At 63.2% G+C, this 26,729-nt stretch carries 27 protein-coding genes; 17 read left to right on the forward strand and 10 right to left on the reverse strand.

Annotated elements, in window-relative coordinates; genetic code table 11:
* Nucleotides 1–11: 11 nt before the first annotated feature.
* The 5 genes from AC1L6K_RS01320 (at nt 12) to purM (ending at nt 4,642) form a co-directional block, all read left to right on the forward strand.
* Nucleotides 12–1,016 (forward strand): asparaginase, encoded by a 1,005-nt coding sequence (locus AC1L6K_RS01320; protein ID WP_480950951.1) that lies wholly within the window; start codon nt 12–14, stop codon nt 1,014–1,016.
* A 69-nt stretch (nt 1,017–1,085) separates the two neighbouring features.
* Entirely contained in the window at nt 1,086–1,439 is a 354-nt protein-coding gene (locus tag AC1L6K_RS01325) for a sterol carrier family protein (RefSeq protein WP_480950952.1), read from the forward strand.
* 65 nt (nt 1,440–1,504) lie between these two features.
* Nucleotides 1,505–1,828 carry a hypothetical protein gene (locus tag AC1L6K_RS01330; protein ID WP_480950953.1) on the forward strand — a complete coding sequence of 108 codons (324 nt, stop codon included), beginning with the start codon at nt 1,505–1,507 and terminating at the stop codon, nt 1,826–1,828.
* Nucleotides 1,829–1,905: 77 nt separating this feature from the next.
* Nucleotides 1,906–3,471 (forward strand): amidophosphoribosyltransferase, encoded by a 1,566-nt coding sequence (gene purF / locus AC1L6K_RS01335; protein WP_480950954.1) that lies wholly within the window; start codon nt 1,906–1,908, stop codon nt 3,469–3,471.
* A gap of 22 nt (nt 3,472–3,493) precedes the next feature.
* On the forward strand, nt 3,494–4,642 hold the full coding sequence (gene purM / locus AC1L6K_RS01340) for a phosphoribosylformylglycinamidine cyclo-ligase (RefSeq protein ID WP_480950955.1): 1,149 nt from the start codon (nt 3,494–3,496) through the stop codon (nt 4,640–4,642).
* 263 nt (nt 4,643–4,905) lie between these two features.
* Here purM and AC1L6K_RS01345 read toward each other — a convergent pair whose 3' ends face one another.
* Nucleotides 4,906–5,136, reverse strand: a complete 231-nt coding sequence (locus AC1L6K_RS01345) for a DUF3073 domain-containing protein (protein WP_480950956.1) — start codon at nt 5,134–5,136, stop codon at nt 4,906–4,908.
* A 325-nt stretch (nt 5,137–5,461) separates the two neighbouring features.
* On the opposite strand from AC1L6K_RS01345, the gene AC1L6K_RS01350 reads away from it, so the two are divergent.
* Nucleotides 5,462–7,624: a DNA polymerase III subunit gamma/tau domain-containing protein gene (locus tag AC1L6K_RS01350; RefSeq protein ID WP_480950957.1), complete on the forward strand. Its 2,163-nt coding sequence runs from the start codon at nt 5,462–5,464 to the stop codon at nt 7,622–7,624.
* A 96-nt stretch (nt 7,625–7,720) separates the two neighbouring features.
* On the opposite strand, the gene clpB is transcribed toward AC1L6K_RS01350, so the two are convergent.
* Both clpB and AC1L6K_RS01360 read right to left on the reverse strand, forming a co-directional pair.
* Entirely contained in the window at nt 7,721–10,336 is a 2,616-nt protein-coding gene (gene clpB, locus AC1L6K_RS01355) for an ATP-dependent chaperone ClpB (RefSeq protein WP_480950958.1), read from the reverse strand.
* Nucleotides 10,337–10,531: 195 nt separating this feature from the next.
* Nucleotides 10,532–11,593 (reverse strand): 2,3-butanediol dehydrogenase, encoded by a 1,062-nt coding sequence (locus AC1L6K_RS01360; RefSeq protein ID WP_480950959.1) that lies wholly within the window; start codon nt 11,591–11,593, stop codon nt 10,532–10,534.
* Nucleotides 11,594–11,848: 255 nt separating this feature from the next.
* On the opposite strand from AC1L6K_RS01360, the gene AC1L6K_RS01365 reads away from it, so the two are divergent.
* The 3 genes from AC1L6K_RS01365 to AC1L6K_RS01375 all read left to right on the forward strand — a co-directional run bounded on the left by AC1L6K_RS01365 (nt 11,849) and on the right by AC1L6K_RS01375 (nt 13,341).
* Complete coding sequence (locus AC1L6K_RS01365; RefSeq protein WP_480950960.1) at nt 11,849–12,628, forward strand: MerR family transcriptional regulator; 780 nt, start codon at nt 11,849–11,851, stop codon at nt 12,626–12,628.
* Between the two features lie 102 nt (nt 12,629–12,730).
* Complete coding sequence (locus AC1L6K_RS01370; RefSeq protein WP_480950961.1) at nt 12,731–13,141, forward strand: hypothetical protein; 411 nt, start codon at nt 12,731–12,733, stop codon at nt 13,139–13,141.
* Nucleotides 13,138–13,341, forward strand: coding sequence for a helix-turn-helix transcriptional regulator (locus AC1L6K_RS01375; protein ID WP_480950962.1), 204 nt, complete (start codon nt 13,138–13,140; stop codon nt 13,339–13,341). The genes AC1L6K_RS01370 and AC1L6K_RS01375 overlap by 4 nt, the downstream gene beginning before the upstream one ends.
* Before the next feature lie 235 nt (nt 13,342–13,576).
* Here AC1L6K_RS01375 and AC1L6K_RS01380 read toward each other — a convergent pair whose 3' ends face one another.
* From AC1L6K_RS01380 to AC1L6K_RS01390, 3 genes are all read right to left on the reverse strand, one after another.
* Nucleotides 13,577–14,620 (reverse strand): hemolysin family protein, encoded by a 1,044-nt coding sequence (locus tag AC1L6K_RS01380; RefSeq protein ID WP_480950963.1) that lies wholly within the window; start codon nt 14,618–14,620, stop codon nt 13,577–13,579.
* Nucleotides 14,613–15,974: a hemolysin family protein gene (locus AC1L6K_RS01385; RefSeq protein WP_480950964.1), complete on the reverse strand. Its 1,362-nt coding sequence runs from the start codon at nt 15,972–15,974 to the stop codon at nt 14,613–14,615. Before AC1L6K_RS01385 ends, AC1L6K_RS01380 begins: the two co-directional genes overlap by 8 nt.
* 184 nt (nt 15,975–16,158) lie before the next feature.
* Entirely contained in the window at nt 16,159–16,848 is a 690-nt protein-coding gene (locus tag AC1L6K_RS01390; RefSeq protein WP_480950965.1) for a ubiquinone/menaquinone biosynthesis methyltransferase, read from the reverse strand.
* 128 nt (nt 16,849–16,976) lie between these two features.
* Here AC1L6K_RS01390 and AC1L6K_RS01395 point away from each other — a divergent pair, with 128 nt between their 5' ends.
* Nucleotides 16,977–17,849 carry a DUF4031 domain-containing protein gene (locus tag AC1L6K_RS01395; protein ID WP_480950966.1) on the forward strand — a complete coding sequence of 291 codons (873 nt, stop codon included), beginning with the start codon at nt 16,977–16,979 and terminating at the stop codon, nt 17,847–17,849.
* Nucleotides 17,850–17,911: 62 nt separating this feature from the next.
* Here AC1L6K_RS01395 and AC1L6K_RS01400 read toward each other — a convergent pair whose 3' ends face one another.
* Nucleotides 17,912–18,289, reverse strand: coding sequence for a RidA family protein (locus AC1L6K_RS01400; protein WP_480950967.1), 378 nt, complete (start codon nt 18,287–18,289; stop codon nt 17,912–17,914).
* A 185-nt stretch (nt 18,290–18,474) separates the two neighbouring features.
* On the opposite strand from AC1L6K_RS01400, the gene AC1L6K_RS01405 reads away from it, so the two are divergent.
* From AC1L6K_RS01405 to AC1L6K_RS01415, 3 genes are all read left to right on the forward strand, one after another.
* The gene (locus tag AC1L6K_RS01405) at nt 18,475–18,864 is read left to right on the forward strand and encodes a VOC family protein (RefSeq protein ID WP_480950968.1); all 390 of its coding nucleotides are present in this window, start codon (nt 18,475–18,477) and stop codon (nt 18,862–18,864) included.
* A 219-nt stretch (nt 18,865–19,083) separates the two neighbouring features.
* Nucleotides 19,084–19,533, forward strand: coding sequence for an ASCH domain-containing protein (locus tag AC1L6K_RS01410; RefSeq protein WP_480950969.1), 450 nt, complete (start codon nt 19,084–19,086; stop codon nt 19,531–19,533).
* A 374-nt stretch (nt 19,534–19,907) separates the two neighbouring features.
* Nucleotides 19,908–20,567 (forward strand): pentapeptide repeat-containing protein, encoded by a 660-nt coding sequence (locus AC1L6K_RS01415; protein ID WP_480950970.1) that lies wholly within the window; start codon nt 19,908–19,910, stop codon nt 20,565–20,567.
* Between the two features lie 71 nt (nt 20,568–20,638).
* On the opposite strand, the gene AC1L6K_RS01420 is transcribed toward AC1L6K_RS01415, so the two are convergent.
* Nucleotides 20,639–21,112, reverse strand: coding sequence for a hypothetical protein (locus AC1L6K_RS01420; protein WP_480950971.1), 474 nt, complete (start codon nt 21,110–21,112; stop codon nt 20,639–20,641).
* A gap of 146 nt (nt 21,113–21,258) precedes the next feature.
* Between AC1L6K_RS01420 and AC1L6K_RS01425 the strand changes: the two genes are divergently transcribed.
* The 3 genes from AC1L6K_RS01425 to AC1L6K_RS01435 all read left to right on the forward strand — a co-directional run bounded on the left by AC1L6K_RS01425 (nt 21,259) and on the right by AC1L6K_RS01435 (nt 24,815).
* Nucleotides 21,259–22,458 (forward strand): sensor histidine kinase, encoded by a 1,200-nt coding sequence (locus AC1L6K_RS01425; protein WP_480950972.1) that lies wholly within the window; start codon nt 21,259–21,261, stop codon nt 22,456–22,458.
* A complete protein-coding gene (locus tag AC1L6K_RS01430) occupies nt 22,428–23,081 on the forward strand; it encodes a response regulator transcription factor (RefSeq protein WP_480950973.1) in 654 nt (217 codons plus the stop codon). Before AC1L6K_RS01425 ends, AC1L6K_RS01430 begins: the two co-directional genes overlap by 31 nt.
* A 105-nt stretch (nt 23,082–23,186) precedes the next feature.
* Nucleotides 23,187–24,815 (forward strand): sialidase family protein, encoded by a 1,629-nt coding sequence (locus tag AC1L6K_RS01435; RefSeq protein ID WP_480950974.1) that lies wholly within the window; start codon nt 23,187–23,189, stop codon nt 24,813–24,815.
* A gap of 164 nt (nt 24,816–24,979) precedes the next feature.
* Here AC1L6K_RS01435 and AC1L6K_RS01440 read toward each other — a convergent pair whose 3' ends face one another.
* Together AC1L6K_RS01440 and AC1L6K_RS01445 are read right to left on the reverse strand one after the other, a co-directional pair.
* Nucleotides 24,980–25,492 (reverse strand): PspA/IM30 family protein, encoded by a 513-nt coding sequence (locus AC1L6K_RS01440; RefSeq protein WP_480950975.1) that lies wholly within the window; start codon nt 25,490–25,492, stop codon nt 24,980–24,982.
* A 9-nt stretch (nt 25,493–25,501) separates the two neighbouring features.
* The gene (locus AC1L6K_RS01445) at nt 25,502–26,077 is read right to left on the reverse strand and encodes a hypothetical protein (protein WP_480950976.1); all 576 of its coding nucleotides are present in this window, start codon (nt 26,075–26,077) and stop codon (nt 25,502–25,504) included.
* A gap of 165 nt (nt 26,078–26,242) precedes the next feature.
* On the opposite strand from AC1L6K_RS01445, the gene AC1L6K_RS01450 reads away from it, so the two are divergent.
* Nucleotides 26,243–26,644 (forward strand): YccF domain-containing protein, encoded by a 402-nt coding sequence (locus AC1L6K_RS01450; RefSeq protein WP_480950977.1) that lies wholly within the window; start codon nt 26,243–26,245, stop codon nt 26,642–26,644.
* The last annotated feature ends 85 nt before the right edge of the window (nt 26,645–26,729 follow it).

Raw genomic sequence — 26,729 nt, forward strand, 5'->3', positions numbered from 1 at the left:
AAGATGGCAGCATGATCCATACTTTCAGGGCGCACGACGCCGTTGAGCTCGCCGTCCTGGAACGCAGCGGATTCGTTGAGTCGGTACACGTCGGGTCCGCCGTCGTGGTGGCCGGGGACGGCTCGGTTGTCACGGCACTGGGCGATCCCGGCGCCGCCATCTATCCACGCTCCGCCACGAAGCCGTTCCAGGCTCTTGCCGCCATGCAGGCAGGGGTCCCGTTGCGCGGCGTCCAGGTCGCCATCGCGGCCGGCAGCCACACCGGGTCCCTTGACCACATGGACGCCGTGTCTGGGATGCTCAAGGCCGCGGGCCTGAACGAAAGCCACCTGGGCTGCCCCGCGGCCTGGCCCTCCGACGCCACGGCGCGTGCCTGGCTGGTCCGCACCGAGCGCGACAAGTCCAGGCTGGCCATGAGCTGCTCGGGCAAGCACGCAGCCTTTTTGTGGGCCTGTGTCGAAAACGGCTGGGACCTGTCCGGCTACTTGGAACCCAACCACCCCATGCAGCGGGCCGTGCGCACCGTGCTGGAGGAATACACCGGTGAATCGGTGTTCCACACCGGCGTTGACGGCTGCGGGGCGCCGGTCATGGCGGTTACGCTCACCGGCCTGGCCCGCGCCTTCTCGACCCTGGCTAAAGCACCATCGGACAAAAACGCCAACGCCCGTGCGGCCACCATTGCCACCTCCATGCTCGACTACCCCTGGGCGGTTGAGGGCCACGGCAAGCCAAACACCGTCGTCATGGACGAATTGGGCATCCTGGCCAAGATGGGCGCCGAGGGCGTGCTGGCCATGGCGGCCCCCACCGGCGCAAGCGTTGCCGTAAAGGTCCTCGACGGCAATGGCCGGGCCGCGACACTCGTAGGCCTGACGCTGCTGGCGGCCACCGGCGCCATTGACATTCCCACCGCGGCCAACGTGCTCTCAAGGGTGGTGCCCCCAGTCATGGGTGGAAACGCCCCGGCCGGGAGCCTGCGCCTGGGCCAAGCCGTCATCGCCCTCCTGGACTGACGCCCGTCCCGCCCAAGCCGGCCAGCCATCCAGCACCACCAACCCACACGTAACTCAGGAGGAGCGCGCATGGTTGCCCGACGCCGCATCGACATCGCCGAGGGCCGGGCCGCCCTGGCCGCATGGCGCACCGGGGAGGCCTCCCGTCCCGTCACCGCCATGGCTGTCCGCTACACACTGGAGGAGCTGGCCGCCCGCGCCCCGGGCAACTCGGTCGAGGTGCGTGTGCCGCCCTTCGGTGTCACCCAGTGCATCGCCGGGCCCCGGCACACCCGCGGCACACCTCCCAACGTGGTGGAGTGCGACGCCGGGACCTGGCTGGCGCTGGTGACCGGCGGGACCGGCTGGGGTGACGCCGTCGAACGCGGCCTTGTGGCGGCCTCGGGATTGCGCGCGGACCTGTCGGCCGAACTGCCCTTTTAGCGAACCGCCCCGGGCCCGGCCCCGTACCCGGCTTTGCTCCCAGCCGGGACGGGTACCCTAGAAGCATGACTTCCCAGCCTGAAACCACTTCCGGAGAGCCCCGCAAACTCAAGGTGCGCCGCGCCCCGAAGTATGTCCCGTTCCTGATCGCAGGCGCCCTGGTGGGTGTTGTGACGGCGGCAATTTTTACGTTTGCGCTCCCGCCAAGCGAGGACTTTGAAACCTCCAGCGTGTTTGGCTTGTTTGCCGTGCTGATGGTGCTGCCCGGTGCAGGACTGGGCGCCATCGTCGCGCTTGCCCTGGACCTGCAGGGCCGGCGCCGGGCAAAAACCTTGATCGTGGAGTCGCTGCCGGACGACAACAGCAACGCCGAAGCGGAAACCGCCTGACAGCCCCAGCCGTCATCACGAGGACCGGGCCCGTCACACCGGTCACAGCCACCCCCATTACATGAGATAATTTTCAAGTGGCACGCGGAGACGGAAAATTATCCCATGATCTTTTACCCGGCGAAAAGGGACCTCAGGACGCTTGTGGCGTGCTGGGCATCTGGGCACCCGGTGAAGAGGTTGCAAAACTAACCTATTACGGACTGTATTCATTGCAGCACCGTGGACAGGAATCGGCTGGCATCGCAACAAGCGATGGCAAGCGGATCAGTGTGTACAAGGACATGGGGCTCGTATCCCAGGTCTTTGACGAACCCACACTGAACACGCTGACCGGACACATGGCTGTTGGCCATTGCCGGTATTCCACCACCGGTTCCGCCAACTGGGCCAACGCCCAGCCCACCCTGGGCGCAACCGACGCCGGCACTGTTGCACTGGCGCACAACGGCAACCTGACCAACTCTGCTGAACTGCACGAAATGGTCATTGCCAAATACGGCGCCCCCACGTCAGGGGAGATGGCCCAGGGCAACACCACCGACACGGCCCTTGTCACCACCTTGCTGCGCGGCGAGGCAGGCAGCTCGCTGGAAGAAACAGCCATGGAGCTGCTGCCCAAGATCCATGGCGCGTTCAGCTTTGTGTTCATGGACGAGCACACCCTGTACGCCGCCCGTGACCCGCACGGCGTCCGCCCGCTGGTACTGGGCCGCCTTGAAAACGGCTGGGTTGTGGCCTCCGAAGGCGCCGCCCTGAACACCATCGGCGCCAGCTTGATCCGCGAAATTGAGCCCGGCGAATTCATCGCCATCGATGAAGACGGCGTGCGCACCCAACGCTTTGCCCCGGCCACCCCTGCCGGCTGCGTCTTCGAGTACGTTTACCTGGCCCGTCCGGATGCAACCATTGCCGGCCGTTCGGTGTACGAGTCCCGTGTCGAAATGGGACGCCAACTGGCCCGCGAAAACCACGCCGACGCCGACCTTGTCATTCCGGTTCCTGAATCCGGCACCCCTGCAGCCATTGGCTACGCCGAACAGTCGGGCATCCCCTTTGCCCACGGCTTCGTCAAAAACGCCTATGTTGGGCGCACCTTCATCCAACCCAGCGACACCTTGCGCAAGCTTGGCATCAAGCTCAAGCTCAGCGCGTTGGAATCAGTGATCCGCGGCAAGCGCATCGTGGTGGTGGATGATTCAATCGTCCGCGGCAACACCCAGCGTGCCGTGGTGCGCATGCTCAAGGAAGCAGGCGCCAAGGAAGTTCACGTGAAGATCTCTTCACCGCCGGTTCGCTGGCCATGCTTCTACGGCATCGACTTCGCCTCACGGGCAGAACTTATCGCCAACGGTGCTGCCGTTGGTGAGATCGCCAAGTCCATTGGCGCCGATTCCCTGGAGTACATTTCCGAGGACGGCATGATCGAGGCCACCTTGCAGCCGCGCGAACGCCTGTGCACTGCCTGCTTCACGGGCACCTACCCGATTGAACTTCCCAGCAGCGACCGTTTGGGCAAGAACCTGCTTGAACGCACCACTGCCGGCAACGCCACCCCCTCCACCGGTTGCGATCCGGGCCCTGATTCGGAACTGGAATCTGTCCTGACCGAGCAAGACCGCACCGCCTCCAACGGTTCTTAAGCCTTCGCAGAAAAGAGACGCCATGACCAACGCCTCCCATGATTCGGCCGCCGCGGCAATCACCTACGCAAGTGCAGGTGTCGACACCGAAGCGGGCGACCTCGCCGTGGAACTGATGAAGGAAGCCGTCAAGGCCACGCACGGTCCGTCCGTTGTGGGCGGATTCGGCGGATTCGCCGGCCTGTACGACGTCTCCAAGCTGCTCACGTACAAGAGGCCTCTTCTGGCGACGTCCACTGACGGCGTGGGCACCAAGGTCGCCATCGCCCAGGCCATGGACATCCACGACACCATCGGATTCGACCTGGTGGGCATGGTTGTCGATGACATTGTGGTGGTTGGCGCCGAGCCGCTGTTCATGACTGACTACATCGCCACCGGCAAGGTTGTCCCGCAGCGCGTGGCCGACATTGTCCGTGGCATCGCCAGTGCATGCAAGGTTGCCGGAACCGCCCTGGTGGGTGGCGAAACCGCTGAGCATCCGGGGCTTCTGGCTCCTGATGAGTACGACGTCGCAGGTGCTTGCACGGGTGTCGTCGAGGCTGACTTGTTGCTGGGTCCGGAACGAGTGCGCGAGGGCGATGTCATCATCGGCATGGCCTCCTCGGGCCTGCACTCCAACGGCTACTCGCTGGTCCGCCGCGTCATCAACCACGCCGGTTGGGCTTTGGACCGCCAGGTTTCCGAATTGGGCCGCACCCTGGGCGAGGAGCTCCTGGAGCCCACCCGCGTGTACGCTGCCGACTGTCTGGACCTGACCCGCTACCTTCCTGTTACGCAGGAGAAGGCCGTACACGGTTTCAGCCACATTACCGGCGGCGGTTTGGCTGCCAACCTTGCACGCGTGCTGCCGCAGGGCTTGATTGGCACGGTTGACCGCTCCACATGGAGCCTGCCGGCCATCTTCAACCTGGTTTCCCAGTTGGGCAATGTGCCGTTGGCCGACCTGGAGCGAACGCTGAACCTTGGTGTGGGCATGGTGGCGGTGGTTTCCGCCGACGCCGCGGACGCCGCCGTTGAGCGCTTGAACTCCCGCGGCCTGCCGTCCTGGGTCATGGGAACGGTGACGGCCGAGTCCTCCGATTCGGACAAGACCGGTCCTGACTACACCCAGGGAGCCAAGGGTGTTGACGGCGGCGCTGTCCGCCTGGTTGGGAACTTCGCCTCCTAGCCTTACTTTCGCAACGCACGACGGCGGCCCCCACCAATTGGCGGGGGCCGCCGTCGTGTGTTAACCAGGGAAACAAAAAGGGACGGCGTTCGCGCAATGGGCGGGCGTTAGACCACCGGCCCTTTACGCAATCGCCATCCCTTTTGCAGGAATCTGTCGGGAGCATTGGGGCGCAATCAGGGAACAACAAAATCCCCGCACGTCGCCTCAGCTGTTTCGCTGTGCGTCGTGCAGGGTCTGTTGCGTTTGGTGCCTAAGTGTCCCTAGCCAATGCGGCGGGAGTCCACGTCGTCGTCGTCCTCTAACTGATCCGCATACTTGTCCTCGTATGCCGAATAATCGGGCTCTGCAGGGATCTCACTGTGCTGGCTCGGGGCTCGCCGAGTAGTCGCACCGAGCTCTTTTTGCAGAGCAGAGTAATCAGTGTTCGGGGAGTAGTACTTAATGTCCCGAGCCTGCTTGGTTGCCTTCGCCTTTTGACGGCCGCGCCCCATGGCGTGACCCCCTTTTTACACTTGGACCGGAGGTGGTCGCTCGGGCTAAGAGCGAGGCTCCGGAATATTCGGTCAATTTGTCGTATACCTAGATTACATTAGTTCTGCCGCGTCAGGATCCCACCATGGGGCGTTCTGCCCATAGCCGAACGTCCCGCTTGAACCGCCTCGAACACTTTATTCGGTAGAGTCACGTATAAGCAGGGCGTTTATTCCTCGAGGGGCGGCGTGCCAAGGCATCCGCGAAGTGTCCGCAAACACTTCCCCCTCACCAGCCGCACAATTTCCTGCGCAAAGCAAAGCGCAGCACGGAAGGTCAGTCCCCATGAACGAGAGCAGCAACGCCAACGATCAGGGCGCGCAGCAAAGCCCTCCGCCGGAGCCCGCGGAGCACCCGAAGCAGCAGCCCGAACTCGCAGAGCAGACGCCGGCAGCCGAGGATGCAGCGACAGCCTCGGAGACACCGGAGCAGCCACCGATCAATCCGGAGCCTGTGCTGTCGGGTTCAGACTACGAATTTGCCGAACCCCAGCTGGGTGCTGCGGAAATCAGCGAGGAGGTCGCTGAAAGCGTTGACCTTCAAGCTGCTGCTGCCGAAGCCGCCCGGGTGGAGCACAAAGCGGAACTGGTTGCCCGGAATGTCTCCTCGCCCCTCGGCAATGACCTTCCCGCGCCAACGTTCGACACCCCCGAAGCGCCTATCGACTGGGACACCGCCACCACTGTCCTGCGCACCGACTTCTCCAAGCCGCCTGTCGCCAACAATCCCTGGACCCAACAGGCGTCGGCCGAGTCTGCTGTGCCTGCGGAGCCTGCTGGTTCCACACCAGCCGAGCCCGCCGTGTCTGGCGAGCCTGCTGAGCCCGCCGTGTCTGCAGATTCCGCACCCGAGGTGCCTGCCGTATCTGCGGATCCCGCACCTGCCAAGGATCCAGCACCTGCCAAGCATGGCGAGCATGCTGGTTCCACACCCGCGGAGCCGGTCGCACCGCTAACGCAGATCCCGGCCATGCCGCCTGCCCCGCCGGCCCCCACGTTCGAAGCGCCAGGGCAGGGCGAGCAGCCAACTCCGGACATTAGCCACCAGCCCGAGGTTCCGGCACAGGATCCGGACAACGGCGAAGCCGCAACGGCCACGCCTGCGGCTTCGGCCCCAGCTGACGCAGCACCAGAATCCTCACCTGGTGAAGCAGCGCCGCACTTTGGCCCCGGCATAGCCGACGACCATGGCTGGCGCCGCCCGGAGACGCAATGGACACAGTCGGCCACTCCTTGGAAGCCCAAAGCCGGCGCATGGCAGTCCCCAGCCCAGATGGCGCGTGGCGAAGAGGATGCCGCCGCCGCCGCTGCCCTCGCCGGCACCCAGGACCCCAACACCTCCGGCTCGCCTCAGGCGGAGCCCACGGATAGCGCTGCCGGTCACGACCTCCCCGCACCAAATGGGGACCCCAACGCTGCAATAGATCCCTCTGGAGCGACACTTCCCTACGGACAGCAGCAGAACCAGCCGCCTTACGGCGCACCGACCCCGTTCGGCCAGCCCGCCAGCCAGCCGCCATACGGAGCCCCTTCCCCATTTGGCCAGCAGAATGCGTCAGGTGCACAGCCACCGTACGGTGCTGCTGCACAACAGCAGGGAACTCCTCCTCAGGGCGGCACACAGTACTCCAGCGCAGCAGGCGTTCCCCCAGCCCCGCGGGGACCCCAAAACCCCGGATATCCTGGCGGCCCACAGGGACCAGGTTTCCCGGGCGGGCCCCAAGGCCCCGGCGGATTCCAGGGAGGTCCCCAGGGTCCGCAGGGACCAGGTTTCCCGGGCGGCCCACAGGGGCCGCAGGGCCCCGGCGGTCCCGGAGGTCTGTCGGGCAACGGCAACGGCAAGAAGAAACTCTTCATCATCCTCGGCGTTGCTGTGCTTGGTTTGGCCCTGATTATTTTCTTCGTGTGGCTGCTCATTGGTTTCATCATGGGGAACATCAACAGCGCCAGCCCCACCACTGCCCCCGCGACGCAGTCCCAGGAGCAGCACAGCCCGAAGGCGGAGCCGAGCACCAACGCCACGAAGGGTGCCACCCCCACCAGCAAGGCAACACCCAGCGATGAGTCCGTGGACCCCGACGCCGGCTTGATCCTGCCTGCGCTGTCCCCCTTGGAATGGCTCGAAGGCGACTGCCTGCGTGATTTCAAGGATGCGTCCACACCGGCTGACGTAGTGCTGTGCAGCAGCCCGCACAACGCACAGCTGGCGGGCACTTACATGTACTCGGGCTCCGACGATTTCCCGGGCGCGGAGGCACTCAAGGCCAAGGCCGCTGAAGTTTGCGAGGGCGTTGAGCTGACGTCCGAGGCATCAAAAATCGATACCCTGAAGCAGACCAAGGCCTACCCGTCGGAATCCACGTGGAATGACAAGGACGACCGCCGCGTCGACTGCATGGTCCATGACACCCGTGACGGCAACAACTTGAAAATCTCACTTACCAAGTAATCCAGCCAGACAACAAAGCGACCCGTGAGATAGGGCGACTTGAGAATTCCAAGTCACCCTATCTCACGGGTCGCCGTCATTTTAGGGGCCTGTAGGCTACTTCCGCGTGACGGTCAGCCCGGCACCGGCTGCGGAGTCCATGTCGAGCTCATCAAAGTCAGCGGACGTGTCCACCAGGACGGTGTCGCCGTCGGTGATGGCACCGGCCAGGATTTCCTTGGCCAGCCGGTCCCCGATCTGGCGCTGCACCAGCCGTCGAAGCGGCCGGGCCCCATAGGCCGGGTCGTAGCCGGTCAGCGCCAGCCACGCCTTCGCAGCGTCGGTCACTTCAAGACTCAGGCGCCGCTCGTACAGTCGGGCACCCAGCGACTGCACCTGCAGGTCGACAATGCGCGAAAGCTCTTCCACATTCAGCGCGTCAAACATGACGATCTCGTCAAGGCGGTTCAGGAACTCCGGCTTGAACGAGGCCTCCACGATGGCCATGACGGCCTTGTGCTTCTCGTCGTCGGACAATGTCTGGTCCACCAGGAACTGGGAGCCCAGGTTGCTGGTCAGCACGATGATGACATTGCGGAAGTCCACGGTGCGGCCCTGCCCGTCGGTGAGCCGGCCGTCGTCGAACACCTGCAAAAGGATGTCGAAGACTTCCGGGTGGGCCTTCTCCACCTCATCCAACAACACCACCGAATATGGCCGACGGCGGACGGCTTCAGTGAGCTGCCCGCCCTCGTCGTAACCCACATAGCCCGGAGGGGCACCAACAAGGCGTGAAACCGAATGCTTCTCGGAGTACTCGCTCATGTCGATGCGGATCATGGCGCGTTCGTCGTCAAAGAGGAAGTCGGCAAGCGCCTTGGCCAGCTCCGTCTTGCCCACACCTGTCGGCCCCAGGAACAGGAACGATCCCGTGGGACGGTCCGGGTCGCTGATGCCGGCCCGGGCGCGGCGGACGGCGTCGGACACCGCTGTGACGGCGGCCGCCTGGCCGATCAGCCGTGAACCCAAAAACTGCTCCATCTGCAGCAGCTTCTGACTTTCACCCTGCAGCATGCGGCCGGCAGGGATGCCCGTCCAGGCGGAGATGACCTCGGCAATGTCGTCGGCTGTAACTTCCTCGGCCACCATCAGCTCGGGCTTGTCGATCGATTCCTCTTCGGCGGCGGCAGCCTCCAGCTCATGCTGCAGCGCAGGGATTTCCCCGTACAGGATCCGTGAGGCCTGCTCAAGGTCGCCGTCGCGCTGGGCCTTGTCCGCAATGGAACGCAGCTCATCGAGCTTCGCCTTCAAATCACCCAGACGGTTCAGCCCGGCCTTCTCGGCCTCCCACCGCGCGTTCAGCCCGGAGAGCTCCTCTTTTTTGTCGGCCATGTCGGCGCGCAGGGCTTCCAGACGCTCAATTGACGCCGGGTCGGTTTCGCCGCTAAGCGCCAGCTCCTCCATGGTCAGGCGGTCGACGGCGCGGCGCAGCTGGTCGATCTCCTCCGGCGCGGAGTCAATCTCCATGCGCAGGCGCGATGCGGCCTCATCCATCAGGTCAATGGCCTTGTCCGGCAGCTGCCGGCCGCTGATGTAGCGGTTGGACAGTGTGGCAGCGGCAACCAGTGCGGAGTCCGCAATGGCGACCTTGTGGTGCGCCTCGTAGCGTTCCTTCAGCCCGCGCAGGATCCCGATCGTGTCATCCACGCTGGGCTCGCCCACAAACACCTGCTGGAAACGCCGCTCAAGGGCGGCGTCCTTTTCAATGTTTTCGCGGTATTCATCCAGCGTGGTGGCCCCGATGAGGCGCAGTTCGCCGCGGGCCAGCATGGGCTTGAGCATATTGCCGGCATCCATGGAGCCTTCGGATGCACCGGCTCCCACCACCGTGTGAATCTCATCAATGAACGTGACGATCTGCCCGTCCGAGGCCTTGATCTCCTCCAGCACGGCCTTGAGGCGCTCCTCAAATTCCCCGCGGTACTTGGCCCCGGCCACCATGGCGGACAGGTCCAGGCTGATGAGCGTCTTGCCCCGCAGCGATTCGGGCACGTCACCGGCCACCATGCGCTGGGCCAGGCCCTCGACGACGGCGGTCTTGCCCACGCCGGGTTCACCGATGAGCACCGGGTTGTTCTTGGTGCGCCGGCTGAGCACCTGGATGACGCGGCGGATCTCTGAGTCACGGCCGATCACCGGATCAAGCTTGCCGGTGCGGGCAATGGCCGTCATGTCAACGCCGAATTTTTCCAGGGCCTCGAAGGTGTTCTCGGGATCGGGTGTGGTGACCTTCCCGTCCCCGCGCACTGACGGCAGCGCAGCGTCGAGCGCGGCCCGGGTGGCACCGGCCTGGCGGAGGGCACTTCCCGTTGCTCCGGCGTCGTCCGCCAGGCCCAAGAGCAGGTGTTCGGTGGAGACGTAGCTGTCACCCATGCGCTCGGCGGCCTGCTGCGCGGACTGCACCACAAGCAGGGTGTTGCGGCTGAGCTGGGCCTGGGCCACGGAGGTGCCGGACGACGACGGGAGGTTGCGAATGGCCGCACTGGCACCGACACTGACCTCATCCGGGTCGACCCCGGCGGCCTTCAGCAGGGCGACGGCCACGCCCTGTCGCTGGTCCATGAGCGCCTTGAGCAGGTGGGCAGGCTCGACCGTGGGGTTGCCGGCGGTGGAGGCGTTCATGGCGGCGGCGGAAAGAGCCTCCTGGCTCTTTGTGGTGAATTTGGCGTCCAAGAGGGGTCCTTTCGTTGGGTGGTGGCTCACTGCTCCTAAAGTTGAGTCTACTACGCTCAACTTTACTTTGGCGGATGTTATCCCACTGACTTATCCGTGAGTGAAAACCAGGACCATCCGGTGTCCGAAACACGAAGAGGCGCCCGGCACCTGGCGCCCGGCATCCGGGTGCCTCTCGACGGGGCCTCGTGATGCCTAACCTCGCGGATTCACGATGATTTTGACGTGCTCTTCATTGTTGTTGATCAACTGTTCAAACCCTTCGGAGACCAGGCTGTCCAGGCCGATCCGCCCGGTGATGAACCGCGCAAGCTCCACCTTGCCGCTTTGCACCAGCGCAATGGTGTCAGGGTGGTCATTGGCGTACCCAATGGTGCCGCGCAGGTCCACCTCCTTCAGCACCAGCTTCGGCATGTCCACGGCAGGCTTGTGGCCCCAGATGGAAACATTGACGATCACCGCGCCAGGGCGGACAGCATCCAGCAGCATGTCCAGCACGACGGGCACAGATGAGCATTCGAAGCCGAGGTCCGCACCCTTGCCATTTGTCAGCTCGCGGACCCGACTGGCAACATCGCCGTCACGGGGGTCAAACACCGCATCTGCAACACCGGTTTCCAGCGCCTTCGCCTTGCGTGCCTCGGAAAGTTCGGAGACGTAGACCGTTAATCCTTTGGCCTTCAGCACGGCCGCGGTCAGCAGTCCGATGGGCCCTGCCCCGCCAACAATGGCAACTTGGCCGGCCTTGGCACCAGAACGCACATAGGCGTGATGCGCCACGGAGAGCGGTTCAATCAGCGCGGCCTCGTCCAACGGAATGTCACCAATAGGGTGGACCCAGCGGCGCTCCACTACGATCTTCTCGGACAGTCCGCCACCACGGCCACCCAATCCGATGAAGTTCATGTCCTTGGACAGCTGGTAGGGCGCACCTGCACTGGTGTCGACATCTTCGCCGATGATGTAGGGCTCCACCACCACATTCTCGCCGACCGTCAGATCAGTGACACCCTCGCCCAGCGCCGTGATGGTTCCGGAGAATTCATGGCCCATCGTGACGGGAGCCGACTCTCCGGAGATCGGGTGCGGGTGGCCCGCTGGCGGAATGAAGATCGGGCCCTCCAAGAACTCATGCAGGTCAGTGCCGCAAATCCCGCACCAGGCAACGTCTATGGCCACGGTTCCCGGCTTCAGCTCCGGCTCGGCAATGTCCTCGATGCGGATGTCATTGCGATCGTAGTAACGTGCTGCCTTCATGATTGCTCCTCAAGATTTTCAATATTGAAGAATCGGCCAAACCACACTCCGTCGTGCTGTGCAGAACTACCCGGTCTCCCGAAATTGCTGACATTCCCCATACTCTCGCAGATGTCAGCCAACGGCACGCATGTCTTGCTGGTTTGCGCCACAAGGGAAGAACCTGCCGTTCCTGTGCAGCCATTGGCTCGGCAATCTCCTGTGACCGGAACACACGTTGACATTGACTTTGCGTCAACCTTTAGAGTTGCATGCATGAGCATCGAAGAAGCCCCCGCGGACTGGTCAATCCAGCAAATCGCAGCCTTGGCAGGAACCACCAGCCGGACACTGCGGCACTACGACACCATTGGGCTGCTGGCGCCGAGCCGCATTGCGAGCAACGGCTACAGGCACTACAACCAAACTGCCTTGGTGCGGCTGCAGCGGATCCTGCTGCTGCGTGAACTGGGGCTGGGGCTGCCGGCCATTGCGTCAGTTTTGACGCAGGAGGACTCGGCGACGTCGGCGCTGCGCACCCATGTTGCGTGGCTGCGGGGCGAACAGGAAAGGCTGTCGCGGCTCATCGCGTCGGTTGAAAAGACCATTGCAGCAGAGGCTGCGGGAGAGGAAATCATGGCAAAGGACATGTTGGACGGATTTGACCAGACTCAGCACAAAGAAGAGGTGGAGCAGCGCTGGGGCAAGGAGGCGTATGCGCAGAGTGACGCGTGGTGGCGCAACCTTGGGCCCGTCGGACAAGCGGACTGGAGGGCCAGCGTTGCCGCACTGAACAACGACTGGATTGCCCTGTCGTCCGGCGGGGACAAACCTTCCTCGCCCGCCGCGCAGGAGCTGGCGCGGCGCCACGTTGGATGGCTTACTTCGATGCCAGGGACTCCGGCCGCCGCACCCGGCGGAGGCGTGCGCGGATACGTACTGGGCCTGGCCGAAATGTATGTTGCGGACGAGCGCTTTGCCGCTAACTACGGCGGCCCGGACGGAGCTGCGTTTGTCCGGGATGCACTGGGCGTTTATGCGGAGCGGGAATTGTAGTCACTGCAGCCCGTCACCAAAATAGTAAAGCAACCTTGACATCACCGTGTGTGAAATGTCAAGGTTGCTTTACATATATCGTCGAAGTATCGGAGCTGGGGCATGAAGAAACAATTCATCAGTGTCGTCGTCATCGCACTTGCGGTGCTGGCCATCCTGACGGCCTGGGCAGTCGCCGCCGGACCGCCCCATGACGTGCTGCCGCGCATCCTCTCATCCTTCGTTGTTTTTGCGACAGGCATGACTGTCATGTTCTTCAAGAAGCGCCATCAGGCGCGGACATTGGAACAGGCCGAAGGCAGTTTTGAGAAGGAAATGTCGACTCAGGCCCAGTCTGTCGCCTATATCGACACGCTGGTGATCCTCGTGGCCACCCTTGCAGTGGTGGCGATCTTTGCAGATTCAGCTTTCGCCTCACTAGCTATGCTGGTCGCCATCATTTTGGCCATCACGGCCTTCTGGTTCCGCTACCACCGGGCCAAGCGCAACTTTTTTGCGGAAGCGCAGTCTTGAAGAACCAAATAGCCGATTCCCGCAAGGCAGCCGGCTGGTCGCAGGAGCATCTCGCGTCAATGCTTGGCGTATCCCGACAGACGGTGATTGCTCTTGAGCGTGAAAAGTACAATCCCAGCCTCCCGTTGGCATTTCGTCTGGCCCGGGTGTTCAGTGTCAGCATTGAGGAACTGTTCAGCTACGAAGAGCCCGAAGGGTAGTGGCCCCCATTGAGGCAAGACCGTGTCCGGCCTCAGGACCTTGCGGCCGGGTGCAGGAGTGGTGCGTGGCCTCGATTTTGACAATCGAGGATGACTAAAACAGCTGCCCTTTCTGTTCGTCGCGGCAGCTAAGCGCCGTCTGACCGGGCCGCCACATTGCAGAACGGGTGCACTTCCTGATGAAGCGCACCCGTATGTATGTGGTCATGCTGGCTTGGACTGTTTCAGGTGGCCACTAAGATGCGCTTGTGCTGTCCTGCACCTCGCCGACGAGCTCTTCGATGATGTCTTCCAAAAAGAGCACCCCGGTGGCCGTCCCCTGATCATCCAAAACGCGGGCCACGTGGGCGCCCGTGCGGCGCATGGCAGCCAGCGCATCTTCAAGTTCACTGCCTCTGAATGCGGCAGCCAGCTTACGGATTCGCTTGACCGGAACGGGTTCACGAAACTGTTGGTCCTGGGTCAGGTCCATGACGTCCTTCAAGTGAAGGTAGCCGGTCGGCTCGTTGTCCTGGTTGGTCAGGATGTAGCGCGAATAGCCATGATCTGCGACGGCACGCTGAATATCAGCCGGTGAGGAATCCTGCGGAAGCAGGACCATTTCGCTGAGGGGGACTTCGACGTCGGCAACTGTCTTCGACGTGAACTCAAAGGCCTTGGTCAAGGTGCCGCTGGCATCTGCCAGAACTCCGTCACGGGTGGACAATTCCACAATGTTGGCCACTTCGTCCAAAGTGTAGGCGCTGGTGGCCTCGTCCTTCGGCTCCACCTTGAAGAGGCGAAGAACGCCATTGGCAATGCCGTTCAAGGTCCATATGACCGGCTTGACGATACGGGCCACCATGACCAGCGGCGGCGCCAGGATCAGCGCTGCCCGCGTGGGGACGGAGAAAGAGATGTTCTTGGGGACCATCTCACCAATGACCACATGCAGGAACGTCACCACCAGCAGCGCAAAAATGAAGGCAATAATGCCAATTGCTTCTGCTGAGAGGGAGGTCAGGCCCAGCGGGATTTCCAGAAGGTGATGGATTGCCGGTTCTGACACGTTGAGGATCACCAGGGAGCAAACGGTGATCCCCAGCTGGCTGGTCGCCAGCATCAAGGTGGCGTGCTCCATGGCCCACAAGGTGGTTTTGGCTGCCTTGGAGCCGGCCTCGGCCTTCGGCTCGATCTGTGAACGGCGGGCCGAAATGACAGCAAACTCGGCTCCCACAAAGAAGGCGTTGACGATCAACAGAACGAAGAGCCAGATGATTCCGGGGAGATATTCACTCATGGTTTGGCTCCTGGGTCAGGCCGTCAATTATCTGCTCGTGGCGGCTCTTGGCTGGTTCTGCTGCATCCGAGGCCGTGAACTTTAGCCGTTCGACATGGGTGCCAAGGACGTGTTCGACCCTGAGGGTTCCGTCTTCAAGTGCGACTTCGTCGCCGAGTTCCGGGATTCTGTCGAGCTGGTCCGCGATGAAACCTGCCAGTGTGTCGTATTCTTCACCGTCCGGGACCTTGATTCCGGTGCGGTCGAAGAGCTCATCCGGGCGCAGTGAGGCATCAAAGGTCATGGAGCGCTCGGTGCGGACAACTCCAACGCGCGCCCGGTCATGCTCATCTTCAAGTTCGCCGACAATTTCCTCCACGAGATCCTCAAGGGTGAGCATTCCGGCGGTTCCACCATGTTCATCCGAGACAATGGCGACCTGCAGGCCCTGCTGGCGAAGGAGCCCCAATAGTGGGGCGACGCCCATGGATTCCGGAATCATCAGTGGCTCAACCATCAGGGACGCAGCAAGAACCTGCTGACGTTGGTGCAGGGGGACCGCAAACGCTTGCTTGACGTGCAGCACGCCCAAGACGTGGTCACTATCCCGGCCAATCACGGGAAAGCGCGAGTATCCGGTGACGGTGGCAATCTTGACAATCTCTTCTGCACTGTCAGTGGAGTTGACGGAGGCCATGCGGACCCGGGGGGTCATGACATCCACGGCGCTGTGGTCGGCGAAGCGAAGGGTTCTGTGCAGCAGCACGGCATGGTTCAAATCAAGCATGCCTTCCAGTGCCGAGCGCCTGACCAGCGAGCTGAGCTCTTCTGCGCTGCGGGCACCGGAGAGCTCCTCCTTGGGTTCGATTCCGAGGGAGCGGATGATCTTGTTGGCTGTGTTGTTGAACAGCAATATCACTGGCTTGAAGACGGCAGTAAAAAGTGCCTGGAAGGGGATGACGACTTTGGCGGTGGCCAGGGGCAGCGCAAGAGCAAAGTTCTTGGGGACCAGCTCGCCAATGATCATGGAGAAGACCGTGGCGATAAAGATGCCGATCACGGTGCCAACTCCAGGCACCAGCGTCTCACTGAGGCCAAGAGAAATCAGCGGTTCGCGCAACAGGGAACTGATGGCAGGCTCGAAGGTGTAGCCGGTGAGCAAGGTGGTCAGAGTGATGCCAAGTTGCGCACTGGACAGGTGCGTCGAGGTGATCTTCAGGGCCTTGATCGTGGGGCCGAGGCGCTTTTCCCCGCGTTCGGCGCGGGATTCAAGGTCGTGCCGATCCAGATTGACGAGCGCAAATTCGGAGGCAACGAACAATCCGGTGCCTACTGTGAGGATCAGGCCGATGCCGATCATGATCCATTCATACATTGGGGCGCCCCTCTCTCACGTTGACCGGCGTACCGGTTTGTTGAGTGAGGGGCCTGGACATGTGGGAAGGGGGGTCATCCATAGTGCAAGTCACCATATATGAACTGGATGGGAGTCACCTGAATACTGTCCTGTCATCGCCGGTGCAACGAACGACTGGCGACGACATCAGCGAATGACGGCATTAGGCCGGTTTCCTGGCAGTCCAGATCATGTTCGTGCCCAAGAACCTTGATTGCACCCGGACGTCCTCGAAGCCGGCCTGCTCGAACCTGCTGCGCAGCGCTTCAGGGGTCAGGAATCCGAGCGTCGAATCGACCAGGTACTGATAAGCCGGGCGGTCACGGCCAATGACTGTTCCCAGCGTGGGGATGACCACACGCATCCCCACCCGAATAAACGGGGCAAGAATGCCGCTGGGAGGCGACGATTCAAGGGCGGCAACCACACCGCCCGGCTTCAGGACACGGAATTGTTCGTTCAAAACCCTGTCCAGATCGCTGACGTTCCGGAGCAGGTAACCGTGAGTGACGGTGTCGAACGCGTTGTCCTCGAAGGGCAGCTCATGGGCATCGGCAAACTGCCAGTCGATGCCTGCGTTGCCCTCGACCCGGCGGGCAACATCCAGCATGGATTCGGAGAAGTCTGCGCCGATGACGGCGCCGGAGGGGCGTTGTTCGCGGATGGCCCTGGCGATGACGCCGGTCCCTGTGGCCAGGTCCAGGTAGTGGTGCCCGGGACGGGCGGTGGCCAGCGTGGCGACTTCCCGGCACCAGCGCTGGTGCGAACCCAGCGTCATCAGGCCGTTCATGACGTCATAGCGGCGTGCGATGCCATTGAAAGTTGCCTGGACTGATGAGTCTTCGTTTCGCATTGCCGCTGGCCTTCACTTGAGTTGCTGGACTGCTGAGTTGCTGGACTGCAAAGAGTCTATGCGGCGCACCACCCCCGTCATATTCGCGGAGGCTGCGGGGCCTTGCCGCCGCAGCCTAAACTGGGGCCATGATCTTCATCGATCCACCCTACTGGCCGGCGCACGGGACGGTGTTCTCCCACCTGATCTCCGACGTCTCCGTTGCGGAGCTGCACGCCTTCGCCGCGGCCAACGGCGTCACGGAACGCGCTTTTGACCTGGACCACTACGACGTTCCCGAGCGGCTCTACCCGGAACTGGTGTCGGCTGGCGCCGCGCCTGTTTCCGGAAAGGAGCTGGCGCGCACGCTGATGGCGTCAGGCCTGCGCATCAAGGCCAAGTACCGGGTCAAGTCGGTCTCCACAGTCTTGGAGCTGCGCTGGAATGCGCTCATGCCGGGGCAGCCGGGGCTGGGCGCCGAGCTGCTGGGGCGATGGGCCGAACCCCACCGCCACTACCATTCCACCACCCACCTGCTGGCAGTTCTGGAGGCGCTTGACGCCTTGACCGGGCGCAGCACGCCCCGCGAAGTGGCGCTGGCAGCCTGGTTTCACGACGCCGTTTACAACGGCACCGCAGCCGATGAAGTAGACTCCGCTGTTTTGGCACAAGAGTGCTTAAAAGGGATATCGCCGGCGGAGGAAACCGCGGAAGTTTGCCGACTTGTCCGCCTGACGGCCACCCACTCCCCCGCCGCCGGGGACTCTGCCGGACATCTCCTGTGCGACGCGGACCTCGCCATCCTCGGCGGCGAGCCGGACGCCTACTCTCGTTACACGGAAGGGGTCCGGCGGGACTATGCCCACGTGTCGGAGGATGATTTTGCCAAGGGGAGGGCCGCCGTCGTGCGTCAATTGCTGGCACTGGAGCCGCTGTTTCATACAGCAAGGGGCAAGAATTTGTGGGCAGCCCGGGCACAGGAAAACCTCAGCCGGGAATTGGCGGCTATCTTTACTCGGTAGATCGGGCGAGCCAATCATTTGGCGTTGAGCGTCCCGCATGAGGAGCGCCGCACGGATGCCTGCTACAGCCCGACGACGGTGTCGATCTGAACCTTTGCGCCCAATGGAAGCGCCGCGACCTGGACCGTGGTGCGCACCGGAAACGGTTTGCGCAAGTGCCTGGCATAGACCGCGTTGATCACGTCAAAATGTGTGTAGTCGGTCAGGTAGATCGTGGTGCGCAGGACATTCGAAAGGCTCAAGTTGAGGTCACCCAACAGCGTTTCAAGGTTATTCATCATCGCCTCGCACTGTTCCGACACATCGTTCGAGACAAGCGAACCGTCATCGGTTCGCTGACCAATGATTCCGGCGGTGTAGCCAGTATCCCCATGTCGCACGAAGTGCGAGAAAGGTGCTGCGGACTGGTGGAGAAGTGGGCTGAAGTGGTGTTCAGGCATGGATGGTGCTCTCGACTTTCGTTGGGAGGAAGCGACCGGCACGACAGCTGCAACGCTACATTCAATTTTGAGGACGCCAGCGAAACTCCGTCTGAATAAGCGGCATCTCGACGGCCCTTAACCTGTCTGAGCACTTCATCTTGCTGGTTGTAGAGTCGGAGCAAATCGAGAAGCTCGGAGGAATCATGAGATTGCATCACGTGCAGGTTTCAATGCCTAAAGGTGGAGAAGACCAGGCTCGTTTGTTCTACGGAGACGCGCTGGGGCTCACCGAGGTCGAGAAGCCCCCATCGCTTGCCGGGCGGGGTGGTTGTTGGTTCCGCGCGTTCGAGGGCACCTCCGTCGTGGCGGAAATCCACTTGGGCGTCGAATCCGGGTTTAGCCCAGCCCAAAAGGCACACCCCGGACTCGTGGTGGCCTCTACGGTGGAACTGGAGGATTTAGCGGCCAGAATTCAATCGGCTGGCTTCGATCTGTCATGGGAGGAACGGCACACCTTTGAAGGGTACGAGCGCTTCCATTGTCGAGACCCCTTCAGCAACCGGGTTGAAGTACTCACACCTATCGAGCCTTGACGGCATTACAAGCCCCTTTGATCGTGCTGCCGAGACACGTGGCGTGGGCAGTACTCCGCCCCAACCAGCGGCCAATTAGAAGCAATGACCGGGCAGTGTGCCCGGTTCCACCCACAACGCGCACCCAGGGCCGGTCTTCACACTTCTTGCAGCCAACCCCCGACAAATAGCACGGTTGAACTAAATAAGGAGCGTCGAGACGCGCAGTAGGCTTTGGACATGACCAACAACGACCTCAGAATCGCACCGGAATTCGCACGCCTCCCAGTCGGTGAATTCGCCTTCCCCGGGCCGCTGCGGGACCAGCTGGTCGCAGCAATCCTGGACGGCTCCAAGACCTCCACCACGGCCACCCTCATTGAGTTTGAGGTGGAACAGGAGGCGCTGCCCCGCGTTGGTGAACGGGAAGTGGTGGTGGACTCCGCGGGCCGCGGCGTAGCCGTCACCGAAATGACCGAGGTTCGCATGGCCAGGCTGGCGGACGTCGATCTGCAGCATGCCGTCGACGAGGGCGAGGGCTTCACCACCGTGGCCCAGTGGAGGGCCGGCCATGAGGACTTTTGGCATTCCCCTGACATGAGGGCGGCCATGAAGGACCCGGAATTCACGGTGGATGACACCACGATGCTGGTGCTCCAACGCTTCAAGGTCATCGCCCGGTTGCCATAGCCAGTCGGCCACATTTCCCTTGGGCTGGCGCCATGGAGACGACGGGAACTGTCCGTTTTTGGCTCGATGAAGAAGGCTGGGGCGTCGTTGACTCGGACGAGACTCCGGGCGGCTGCTGGGCCCATTTCGCGAACGTAGCGGTGCAAGGTTTCGTTCGTTGGCGCCCGGACAGGGAGTAAACCTCGAGTGGGAATCCGCCGCACAGGACGGCTATGACTTTCGGGCAACCCGCGCATGGCCGGCCGGAACGGATCCTGCTCCCGCAGCACCCCCAACAGAAGGCGGGGATGCCTACCATTCTGGGTTGACCATCCGCTTCGATCCCTGAGGATTATCAGACCCACGCACCAGCCGCGGCCGGATACCCTTGGGGCATGGCTTCGAAGAATACATCGCGCGCACCCCGACTCACTCCCCTTGACCTGCATGATCTCGTGGAGAACGACGATGCGTTTTATGGCCCCGGCGACACTTATGACGGCCAGCGTTTTGACCGGCCCGCCTTTGACGAAGCGAACCTGACCTCCACGGACTTCCTGGAGTGCGAGCTCAACGGCCCAACACTCAACGACGCTGAATTGCGCGGCGTGCGCTTCCGCGGCACTGCCATCAACGACAGCTTCGCCCCGATCATGAAGGGCGCCCGGACCAGCTGGCGGGACACGGAAATCACCTCACCGCGGTGGGGATCGGCCGAACTCTACGACAGCAGCTGGCAGTCGGTGCGGATCGACGGCGGGAAGATCGACTTCCTGAACCTGCGCGCCGCCAAGATCATCGACCTGCAAATCAGCGATTGCATCATCGGCGAACTGGACCTGGGCGGCGCCAACGTCACCCGCTTGGCCTTGAGGAATTGCCGGATCGGCACCCTCGACCTGCAGCAGGCGACCCTGAAGGACGTTGATCTCCGGACAACAGACTTCCGCACGCTCAACGGCGTTGGTTCCATGGCCGGCGTCGTGATTGACGACTACCAGCTGGGACTGTTGGCACCCTTCCTGGCCGCGCACCTGGGCATCACGGTCGCCTGAGCGGCTGCGGCTGGGGCTGCCGGCGGGCACCGCAGCCGGGCTCCGCCGTCGGACATGCCACCCGGCAGAACCTAGCGCATCAGCGAGACGCCCAGCGAAGCCGCCACGCCAAACGCGGTGCCCCAGACGATGATGGAAATGACCTGCCACAGGATCACGGCATTCTTCGGCGCCCCAAAGGACACCATGGCGGCGGAGGTGATCTGGCTCGGCAGGATGGCCTGGCCGCCAAGGCTCACACCCGCAACACCGTATTTGTCGAACGCCTTGCGCAGTTTCGCGCGGCGCGGCGAGAGCTCCGTTGGCGCCTTCCCGGCGGACACCTTGGCCCGCACCCCGTGGGCGCTGAGGACGAAGATCAGCATCGAGACAATGTTGCCCACCACCGCCACCCCAATGGCCACCGCCGGATGCAGGCCGCCAATCACGCCCACCGCCGCGCCGAAGTACGACTCGACGAACGGCACGGCCGCAATGAGCATGACGCCCAGCCACTGCAGCATCGGGGGCAGGGAGGTGATGAAGGACTGCAGTGATTCAATCATGGTGACTACTTTCAAAAGGCGGAAGAACTTGATGATTCAATCCTTCCGCGAGCGCCCCCGCACGCACAGTGTGCTGTTGTCACCGCTTCCCATGCACTTCTGCACAGCAGATCCATGACAAATGTCATTGGCCTAAACTGAAGCCCATGCCCACCCCCGAAATCCCGCAACCGCCCGCAGCCCTCGGCCGCAGCGTGCGCACCACCTGGACCTACACGCTGGGTTCCATCGTGTTCATCCTGGTGGTCCTGGACGCCATGCTGCTCGCCATGGCGGCTGAATCCTTCACGGCCACGCACGACGTCGTTGCCGGGCTTCTCATTGTCACCTTCCTTGCCGCCGTGGCCACCCAGGTGCGCTACGCGTGGTTCCTGCGGGCGGGGCTGGGCGGCGGGCTTCCCGCTGTGGGGTGGACGGCGGCGCTTCTGGCCCCGGCCGCCGTTGCCTGGGTGCTGGGCCTGTTCACGCAGGCCGATGCCATGCTGTGGGTCCTTCCGCTGTGGCTCGCGGCCTCCCTGCTCGCCTGCCTGCTGCCCCTGCGGCCGCGCATCGGGGTTCTGGGTGCGGGGCTGGCCGCGGCGCTGCTGCATCCTTTTCTCCATTCCCTGGTCAACGGCGCCGTCTATGGTTTCCCGGACAATCCAGGCGTTCGCATGCTGCTCGTCTACGCGGCTGGCATGCCACTCATCCTCCTCAGCAGCCTGTGGTGGTGGCGGGTCGTGGTCGAACTGGACCGGCACCGGCTCATGGCGGGGGAACTCGCCGTCGCACAGGAAAGGCTGCGTTTCGCCGCGGACCTGCACGACATCCAGGGCCACCACCTGCAGGTCATCGCGCTGAAATCCGAGCTCGCGGAGCGGCTGCTGTCCATCGACGTCGAGGCCGCGCGCGCCAACATCCACGAGACCCGGCTCATTGCCAAGCAGGCCCTTGAGGAAACCCGCACGCTGGTGTCGGGCTACCGGGAAACGTCCCTGGAAAATGAACTGGAGAATGCCCGCGAAGTCCTCACGGCTTCCGGAGCCACCTGCGAGCTGCGGCTGTCTGCCGCCCCGGCATTCCCCGCCGCACAGACGGCCCTGGCCATGACGGTGCGGGAGGCAACCACCAACATTCTGCGGCACAGCGAGGCCACAACGGCGGCCATCACGCTGGCTGATTCCCGCGGCGGCATGTCCCTCACCATCAGCAACAACGGAGCCTCCTCCCCTACACCGGGCACAGGCACCGGTCTGCTCGGGCTGCGGGAACGGCTCGAAGCCCTGGGCGGCACACTTGAAACTTCCCTGGACACCGGCCGCTTTGAATTGCAGGCATGGGTCCCCAACAAAGGAAACCTCTCTTGAATGACCTGCCTGGAACCGGCCGCATTCGGCTGCTGATTGCCGACGACGAACACCTCATCCGGGGTGCCCTGGAGGCACTGCTCGGGCTGGAATCCGACATTGATGTGGTGGCGAGCGCCGACAACGGCGTCACCGCGGTCGAACTCGCCGTGGCCACCCAACCCGACATCTGCCTGCTGGACCTGGAGATGCCGGAGGCCGATGGCCTCGAGGCTGCGGCCCGAATCCTTGCCACCGTCAATACCCGCGTCATCATTGTCACCCGCCATGCCCGCCCCGGGGTTCTGCGGCGGGCGCTGGCCACGAAGGTGTCCGGGTTCGTTCCGAAATCCACCCCGGCACAGGATCTGGCCCACGTGATTCGTGACGTGGCAGCAGGCAAGCGCTATATCGATCCCGACATTGCTGCTGCCGCCCTGACAGCCGAACGCTCCCCCTTGACAGACAGGGAGCTTGAAACGCTGCGGGTCAGCCGTTCCACCACCAGCGTGGCGCAAATTGCGCAGCAGCTGCACCTGGCCCCAGGCACCGTGCGCAACTACCTGTCCTCCGCCATGATGAAGCTGAACGCCGTCTCCCGGCACGAAGCCGCCGACAAGGCGTGGCAGCAGGGCTGGATCTAGGGGCAGATGGCTACTTTTTGCCGGCCCGCGAGGGCGCCCGCCTGACGGCGCGCCAACATGTCGGGCACCCAATAAACAGTGAGGAAACGCGGCTAAGCTCGTCATGTGAACAAACGTCCTACCTCCCCGGAAATTGTCCTTGCCCGCCGCGGCGTCGCGGGGCACCGCCAGTACCGCATCCCCGCGTTGGCAGTCTCCACGCGCGGCACCATCCTGGCAGCGTACGACGGCCGGCCCAACCTGGATGACCTCCCCAATCCGATCGACCTGCTGCTCCGCCGCAGCACGGACAGCGGCGCCACGTGGGGCCCGCAGCAAACCGTTCGCACCGGCACCGGCCTTGACGGCTATGGCGACCCCAGCCTGCTCATCGACACCGAAACTCACCGCATCTTCATGTTCCACGCGGCCGGCACACACGCCGGATTCTTCGAGGCTGCCGCGGGCCTGGAGGACCAGGATGCCATCCAGCACGCGGACCTCAGTTACTCCGACGACGACGGAGAAAGCTGGCAGCACCGCCGGCTCACCCCGATGCTCAAGACTGACGGAGTGACGGGTCTCTTTGCCGCCGCCGGGGCAGGCATCCAGATCCACGCCGGCCCGTTCACGGGACGCCTCGTCCAGCAGTTTGTGCTGCTGCACTCGGGTGAAATCAAGGCCGCCAGCGCGTACAGCGACGACCACGGCGAATCCTGGACGCTGGGCGAATTCATCGCCGGCGCCAACGAAAACAAGGTGGTGTGCCTTGCCGACGGCAGCCTCCTGATGCACTCGCGCGCCACCCCGTTTCGGCTCACAGCCATCTCCACCGACGGCGGCCAAAGCTACACACCCGCGCAGCCGCACCCCGAGCTGCCCGACCCCAGCGACAACGGCTCCGTGGCCCGCTTCGACGGCCTGCCCAATGTCACCGGGCTTGCGTCCCCGGACACCGACAACTGGCTCATCGCCACCCACAACCACGATCCGCTCCTGCGCCGCAACACCCTCCTGAAGCTCACGCAGGACAACGGCAAAACCTGGCCGTTCGCCGTCGTGCTTTGCGGTGGAAGTTCGCAGTATTCCACCGCCGCCCGCCTTCCCGACGGGCGGATCGGCATGCTCTATGAGCGCCAGGGCTACCAGGAAATTGTGTTTACTTTGGTGGACCCGCAGGAGTTGCTGGCCTCCCCCGCGGCTTCCCTGACGCACGACGCCGGAACCTCCCTTGCCGGCGGCGTTGCCCTGTGCGTGGTGTTGCGTTCCGTCACGCCCGGGCGGCCCGCTGTTTGGCAAAGTGTTGGTGAGAGTTTCGTGCTCACCCAGACCGACGGCGACTGGGATCCTGCGGCGTGGAAGGAAGTCGGGCAGGGCTATTCCGAGGATTCCCCGCAGGTGCTTTCCAACCGGCAGTCGCAGGATTTGAACTACGGTGCGGTGGTGCCCGGGTACGAGGCCGGGGACGTGCTGGCGTTCGCCGGGCGGGTGGAGAACTCCGGCGAAACCACGGCACCTGTGGTCGCCGTGTCTTGCGGCGGGTTTTCGACAGATGAGGCCATTCTGGGTCCCGAGCCGTTGGGCTCAGGAGAGGTCCGCGCCTTCAACACCAGCTACACGGTGACGGACGCCGATGTCACTGCGGGCACCAAGACCGTGGCGTTTACGCTGAGCGTTGCATCTGCTGGCGCCACATGTGATGCCAGGCGGTCGTTCACCATTGACATTGCCTCGGGAGATATTTCGGAGTCCTGACGCTGCCCGCCCCGCCCCCAATCCCAACCCTCGCTCACATCCGGGGCTCCTCGGCAACTGTCTCTCACCGAACGCGGGAACGTTCACGAAGAGAACCACTACAGCGAGCGAGCGTTCGCAAAAAGTGCCCCGCCCCATATGTGAGCGAGCGTCGGTGGTGGCGGTTATGCGCCGGGGCCGTGGTTGTCGTTGAACTCCTCAAGGGCCTTGGCGATGGCGTGGTCGGCGCCCGCCGCCGCATGGGCTGCCTTGAGGGTTTCCGCTGTGACATTGAAGCCGCTGACACGGGCCTGCAGCTGGGTCAGCGCGGCGATGAGCATGGCCTCTTGTTCGACGAGGGCATCGCGCTGGGACACCAGGTCCGCCAATTGCCCGCCCATGATCAGGTGCCTGCCCAATGCTGTTTGGGCGGCCGCCGGCTCGCCAGCTGCCTGCGACTTTTCCGCCTGCCGCGCCAATGCGTCCATGGCCTGCTGGAGATCGGCCGCCTGCAGGTCCAGCCGCTGCCGGCTCACCGAAACATCGGCAACGCCGCGGCGCATCTTTTGCACAGCGGACCGCTGCTTCAGCTGCGCCTCGGCAACGGTGAGCTGGCTTCGGGAGGAGGCCTCGTCGTCGTACTTCCCGGGTGAAGTTTTGGGACGAAAGAAGGCAGCAAGCCTGAGAAAGATCCTCATTGGCACCGCCTAGTCCGTGCCGAGATCCGTGTACGTCTTGGACCAGTTCTTGAGCATTGCGGCCTCGATTTCAAGCGTCCGGGTGAGGTCCTTCAGCTCGACATCTCCCTTGGGTGCGGCGGCGCTGGCCAGGGCGTTGCGGACGCCCTTGGCGGTCTGCGTGATTTGTTCAACCTGCACGCCGAGGGTCTTCGCGTAGAGGGATTGGACGGCGGGGTCGGGCTCATGCTGGGCAACCACCAGCTGGTGCTCCATGACGGTTCCTGTCTGCTGCAGCGTGTTGAAAATGGACTCAAGGTTGCCGGTGTACTGCCCGGTGGACTGGGCGACGCCCAAAGACCGCCGCGTGGCGTCAAGGGATTCGGACAGGGCCACGCGCTGCTTGAGAATCTCCGCGACGGGGCCGGTGCTGGACTCGGCCCGGACCTTCAGGGCGCTGCGCTTGGCGGAGTCGATCTTGGGCTTGGATATTTTCACCAAGCCAAGCACGCCCCGGGAAACCAGCACACCAACGGTGATGGCGACGCCCAGAACAATGGCAATGATCACCAACATGAGAATCAAAAAGACTGTGCCGAAGTCCATGGAATCGCGGGTTTCCTTGCAGTTTTGGAAGTGGAGTCGTTGCAGATCAGCGTAGCACCGGCGGGTGAAAGGAGTCTGGGTGCACAAGCGCCTTGGCAGGCAGTTCAGGGTTAATTCAGGGCCATCCCGGAGTCCGTTGCGTGTCCGGCAGGGCACAATGGGGTGATGAAGACTATCTTGAACATCATTTGGCTGGTGTTTGGCGGATTTTGGCTGGCGCTGAGCTACTTTTTGGCCGGCATTGTGTGCTGCATCCTGGTCATCACCATTCCGTGGGGCATCGCCTCATTCCGTATTGCCGGCTATGCGCTGTGGCCCTTTGGCAGGACGGTTGTCGACAAGCCCGGCGGCACGGGCATTGCCAGCACCCTGGGCAACGTCATCTGGATCCTGGTGGCGGGGATCTGGATTGTGATCAGCCATGTGGCCACCGCTGTCGCCATGGCCGTCACCATCATCGGCATCCCCCTTGCCATTGCCAACTTGAAGATGATCCCCATCTCCCTGATGCCGCTCGGCAAGGAGATCGTGCCCACCAACCGGCCTTTTGTGGGCAGCTACAAATAATTCTGCGCAGTTGAAGGGCACACACCCCACGCGTTTCGGGCCCTGACGCCGCAACGCGCACCGGGCAATGCCGCGTAAGCTTGTG

It is taken from the genome of Specibacter sp. BI4 (assembly GCF_056680095.1).

Excerpts from the sequence above, each read along its gene's own strand:
- AC1L6K_RS01320 (WP_480950951.1), top strand. The coding sequence starts at position 12 with ATGATCCATACTTTCAGGGCGCACGACGCCGTTGAGCTCGCCGTCCTG.
- AC1L6K_RS01325 (WP_480950952.1), top strand. The coding sequence starts at position 1,086 with ATGGTTGCCCGACGCCGCATCGACATCGCCGAGGGCCGGGCCGCCCTG.
- AC1L6K_RS01330 (WP_480950953.1), top strand. The coding sequence starts at position 1,505 with ATGACTTCCCAGCCTGAAACCACTTCCGGAGAGCCCCGCAAACTCAAG.
- purM (WP_480950955.1), top strand. The coding sequence starts at position 3,494 with ATGACCAACGCCTCCCATGATTCGGCCGCCGCGGCAATCACCTACGCA.
- AC1L6K_RS01345 (WP_480950956.1), bottom strand. The coding sequence starts at position 5,136 with ATGGGGCGCGGCCGTCAAAAGGCGAAGGCAACCAAGCAGGCTCGGGAC.
- AC1L6K_RS01350 (WP_480950957.1), top strand. The coding sequence starts at position 5,462 with ATGAACGAGAGCAGCAACGCCAACGATCAGGGCGCGCAGCAAAGCCCT.
- AC1L6K_RS01360 (WP_480950959.1), bottom strand. The coding sequence starts at position 11,593 with ATGAAGGCAGCACGTTACTACGATCGCAATGACATCCGCATCGAGGAC.
- AC1L6K_RS01365 (WP_480950960.1), top strand. The coding sequence starts at position 11,849 with ATGAGCATCGAAGAAGCCCCCGCGGACTGGTCAATCCAGCAAATCGCA.
- AC1L6K_RS01370 (WP_480950961.1), top strand. The coding sequence starts at position 12,731 with ATGAAGAAACAATTCATCAGTGTCGTCGTCATCGCACTTGCGGTGCTG.
- AC1L6K_RS01380 (WP_480950963.1), bottom strand. The coding sequence starts at position 14,620 with ATGAGTGAATATCTCCCCGGAATCATCTGGCTCTTCGTTCTGTTGATC.
- AC1L6K_RS01385 (WP_480950964.1), bottom strand. The coding sequence starts at position 15,974 with ATGTATGAATGGATCATGATCGGCATCGGCCTGATCCTCACAGTAGGC.
- AC1L6K_RS01390 (WP_480950965.1), bottom strand. The coding sequence starts at position 16,848 with ATGCGAAACGAAGACTCATCAGTCCAGGCAACTTTCAATGGCATCGCA.
- AC1L6K_RS01395 (WP_480950966.1), top strand. The coding sequence starts at position 16,977 with ATGATCTTCATCGATCCACCCTACTGGCCGGCGCACGGGACGGTGTTC.
- AC1L6K_RS01400 (WP_480950967.1), bottom strand. The coding sequence starts at position 18,289 with ATGCCTGAACACCACTTCAGCCCACTTCTCCACCAGTCCGCAGCACCT.
- AC1L6K_RS01405 (WP_480950968.1), top strand. The coding sequence starts at position 18,475 with ATGAGATTGCATCACGTGCAGGTTTCAATGCCTAAAGGTGGAGAAGAC.
- AC1L6K_RS01410 (WP_480950969.1), top strand. The coding sequence starts at position 19,084 with ATGACCAACAACGACCTCAGAATCGCACCGGAATTCGCACGCCTCCCA.
- AC1L6K_RS01415 (WP_480950970.1), top strand. The coding sequence starts at position 19,908 with ATGGCTTCGAAGAATACATCGCGCGCACCCCGACTCACTCCCCTTGAC.
- AC1L6K_RS01420 (WP_480950971.1), bottom strand. The coding sequence starts at position 21,112 with ATGATTGAATCACTGCAGTCCTTCATCACCTCCCTGCCCCCGATGCTG.
- AC1L6K_RS01425 (WP_480950972.1), top strand. The coding sequence starts at position 21,259 with ATGCCCACCCCCGAAATCCCGCAACCGCCCGCAGCCCTCGGCCGCAGC.
- AC1L6K_RS01430 (WP_480950973.1), top strand. The coding sequence starts at position 22,428 with ATGGGTCCCCAACAAAGGAAACCTCTCTTGAATGACCTGCCTGGAACC.
- AC1L6K_RS01440 (WP_480950975.1), bottom strand. The coding sequence starts at position 25,492 with ATGAGGATCTTTCTCAGGCTTGCTGCCTTCTTTCGTCCCAAAACTTCA.
- AC1L6K_RS01445 (WP_480950976.1), bottom strand. The coding sequence starts at position 26,077 with ATGGACTTCGGCACAGTCTTTTTGATTCTCATGTTGGTGATCATTGCC.
- AC1L6K_RS01450 (WP_480950977.1), top strand. The coding sequence starts at position 26,243 with ATGAAGACTATCTTGAACATCATTTGGCTGGTGTTTGGCGGATTTTGG.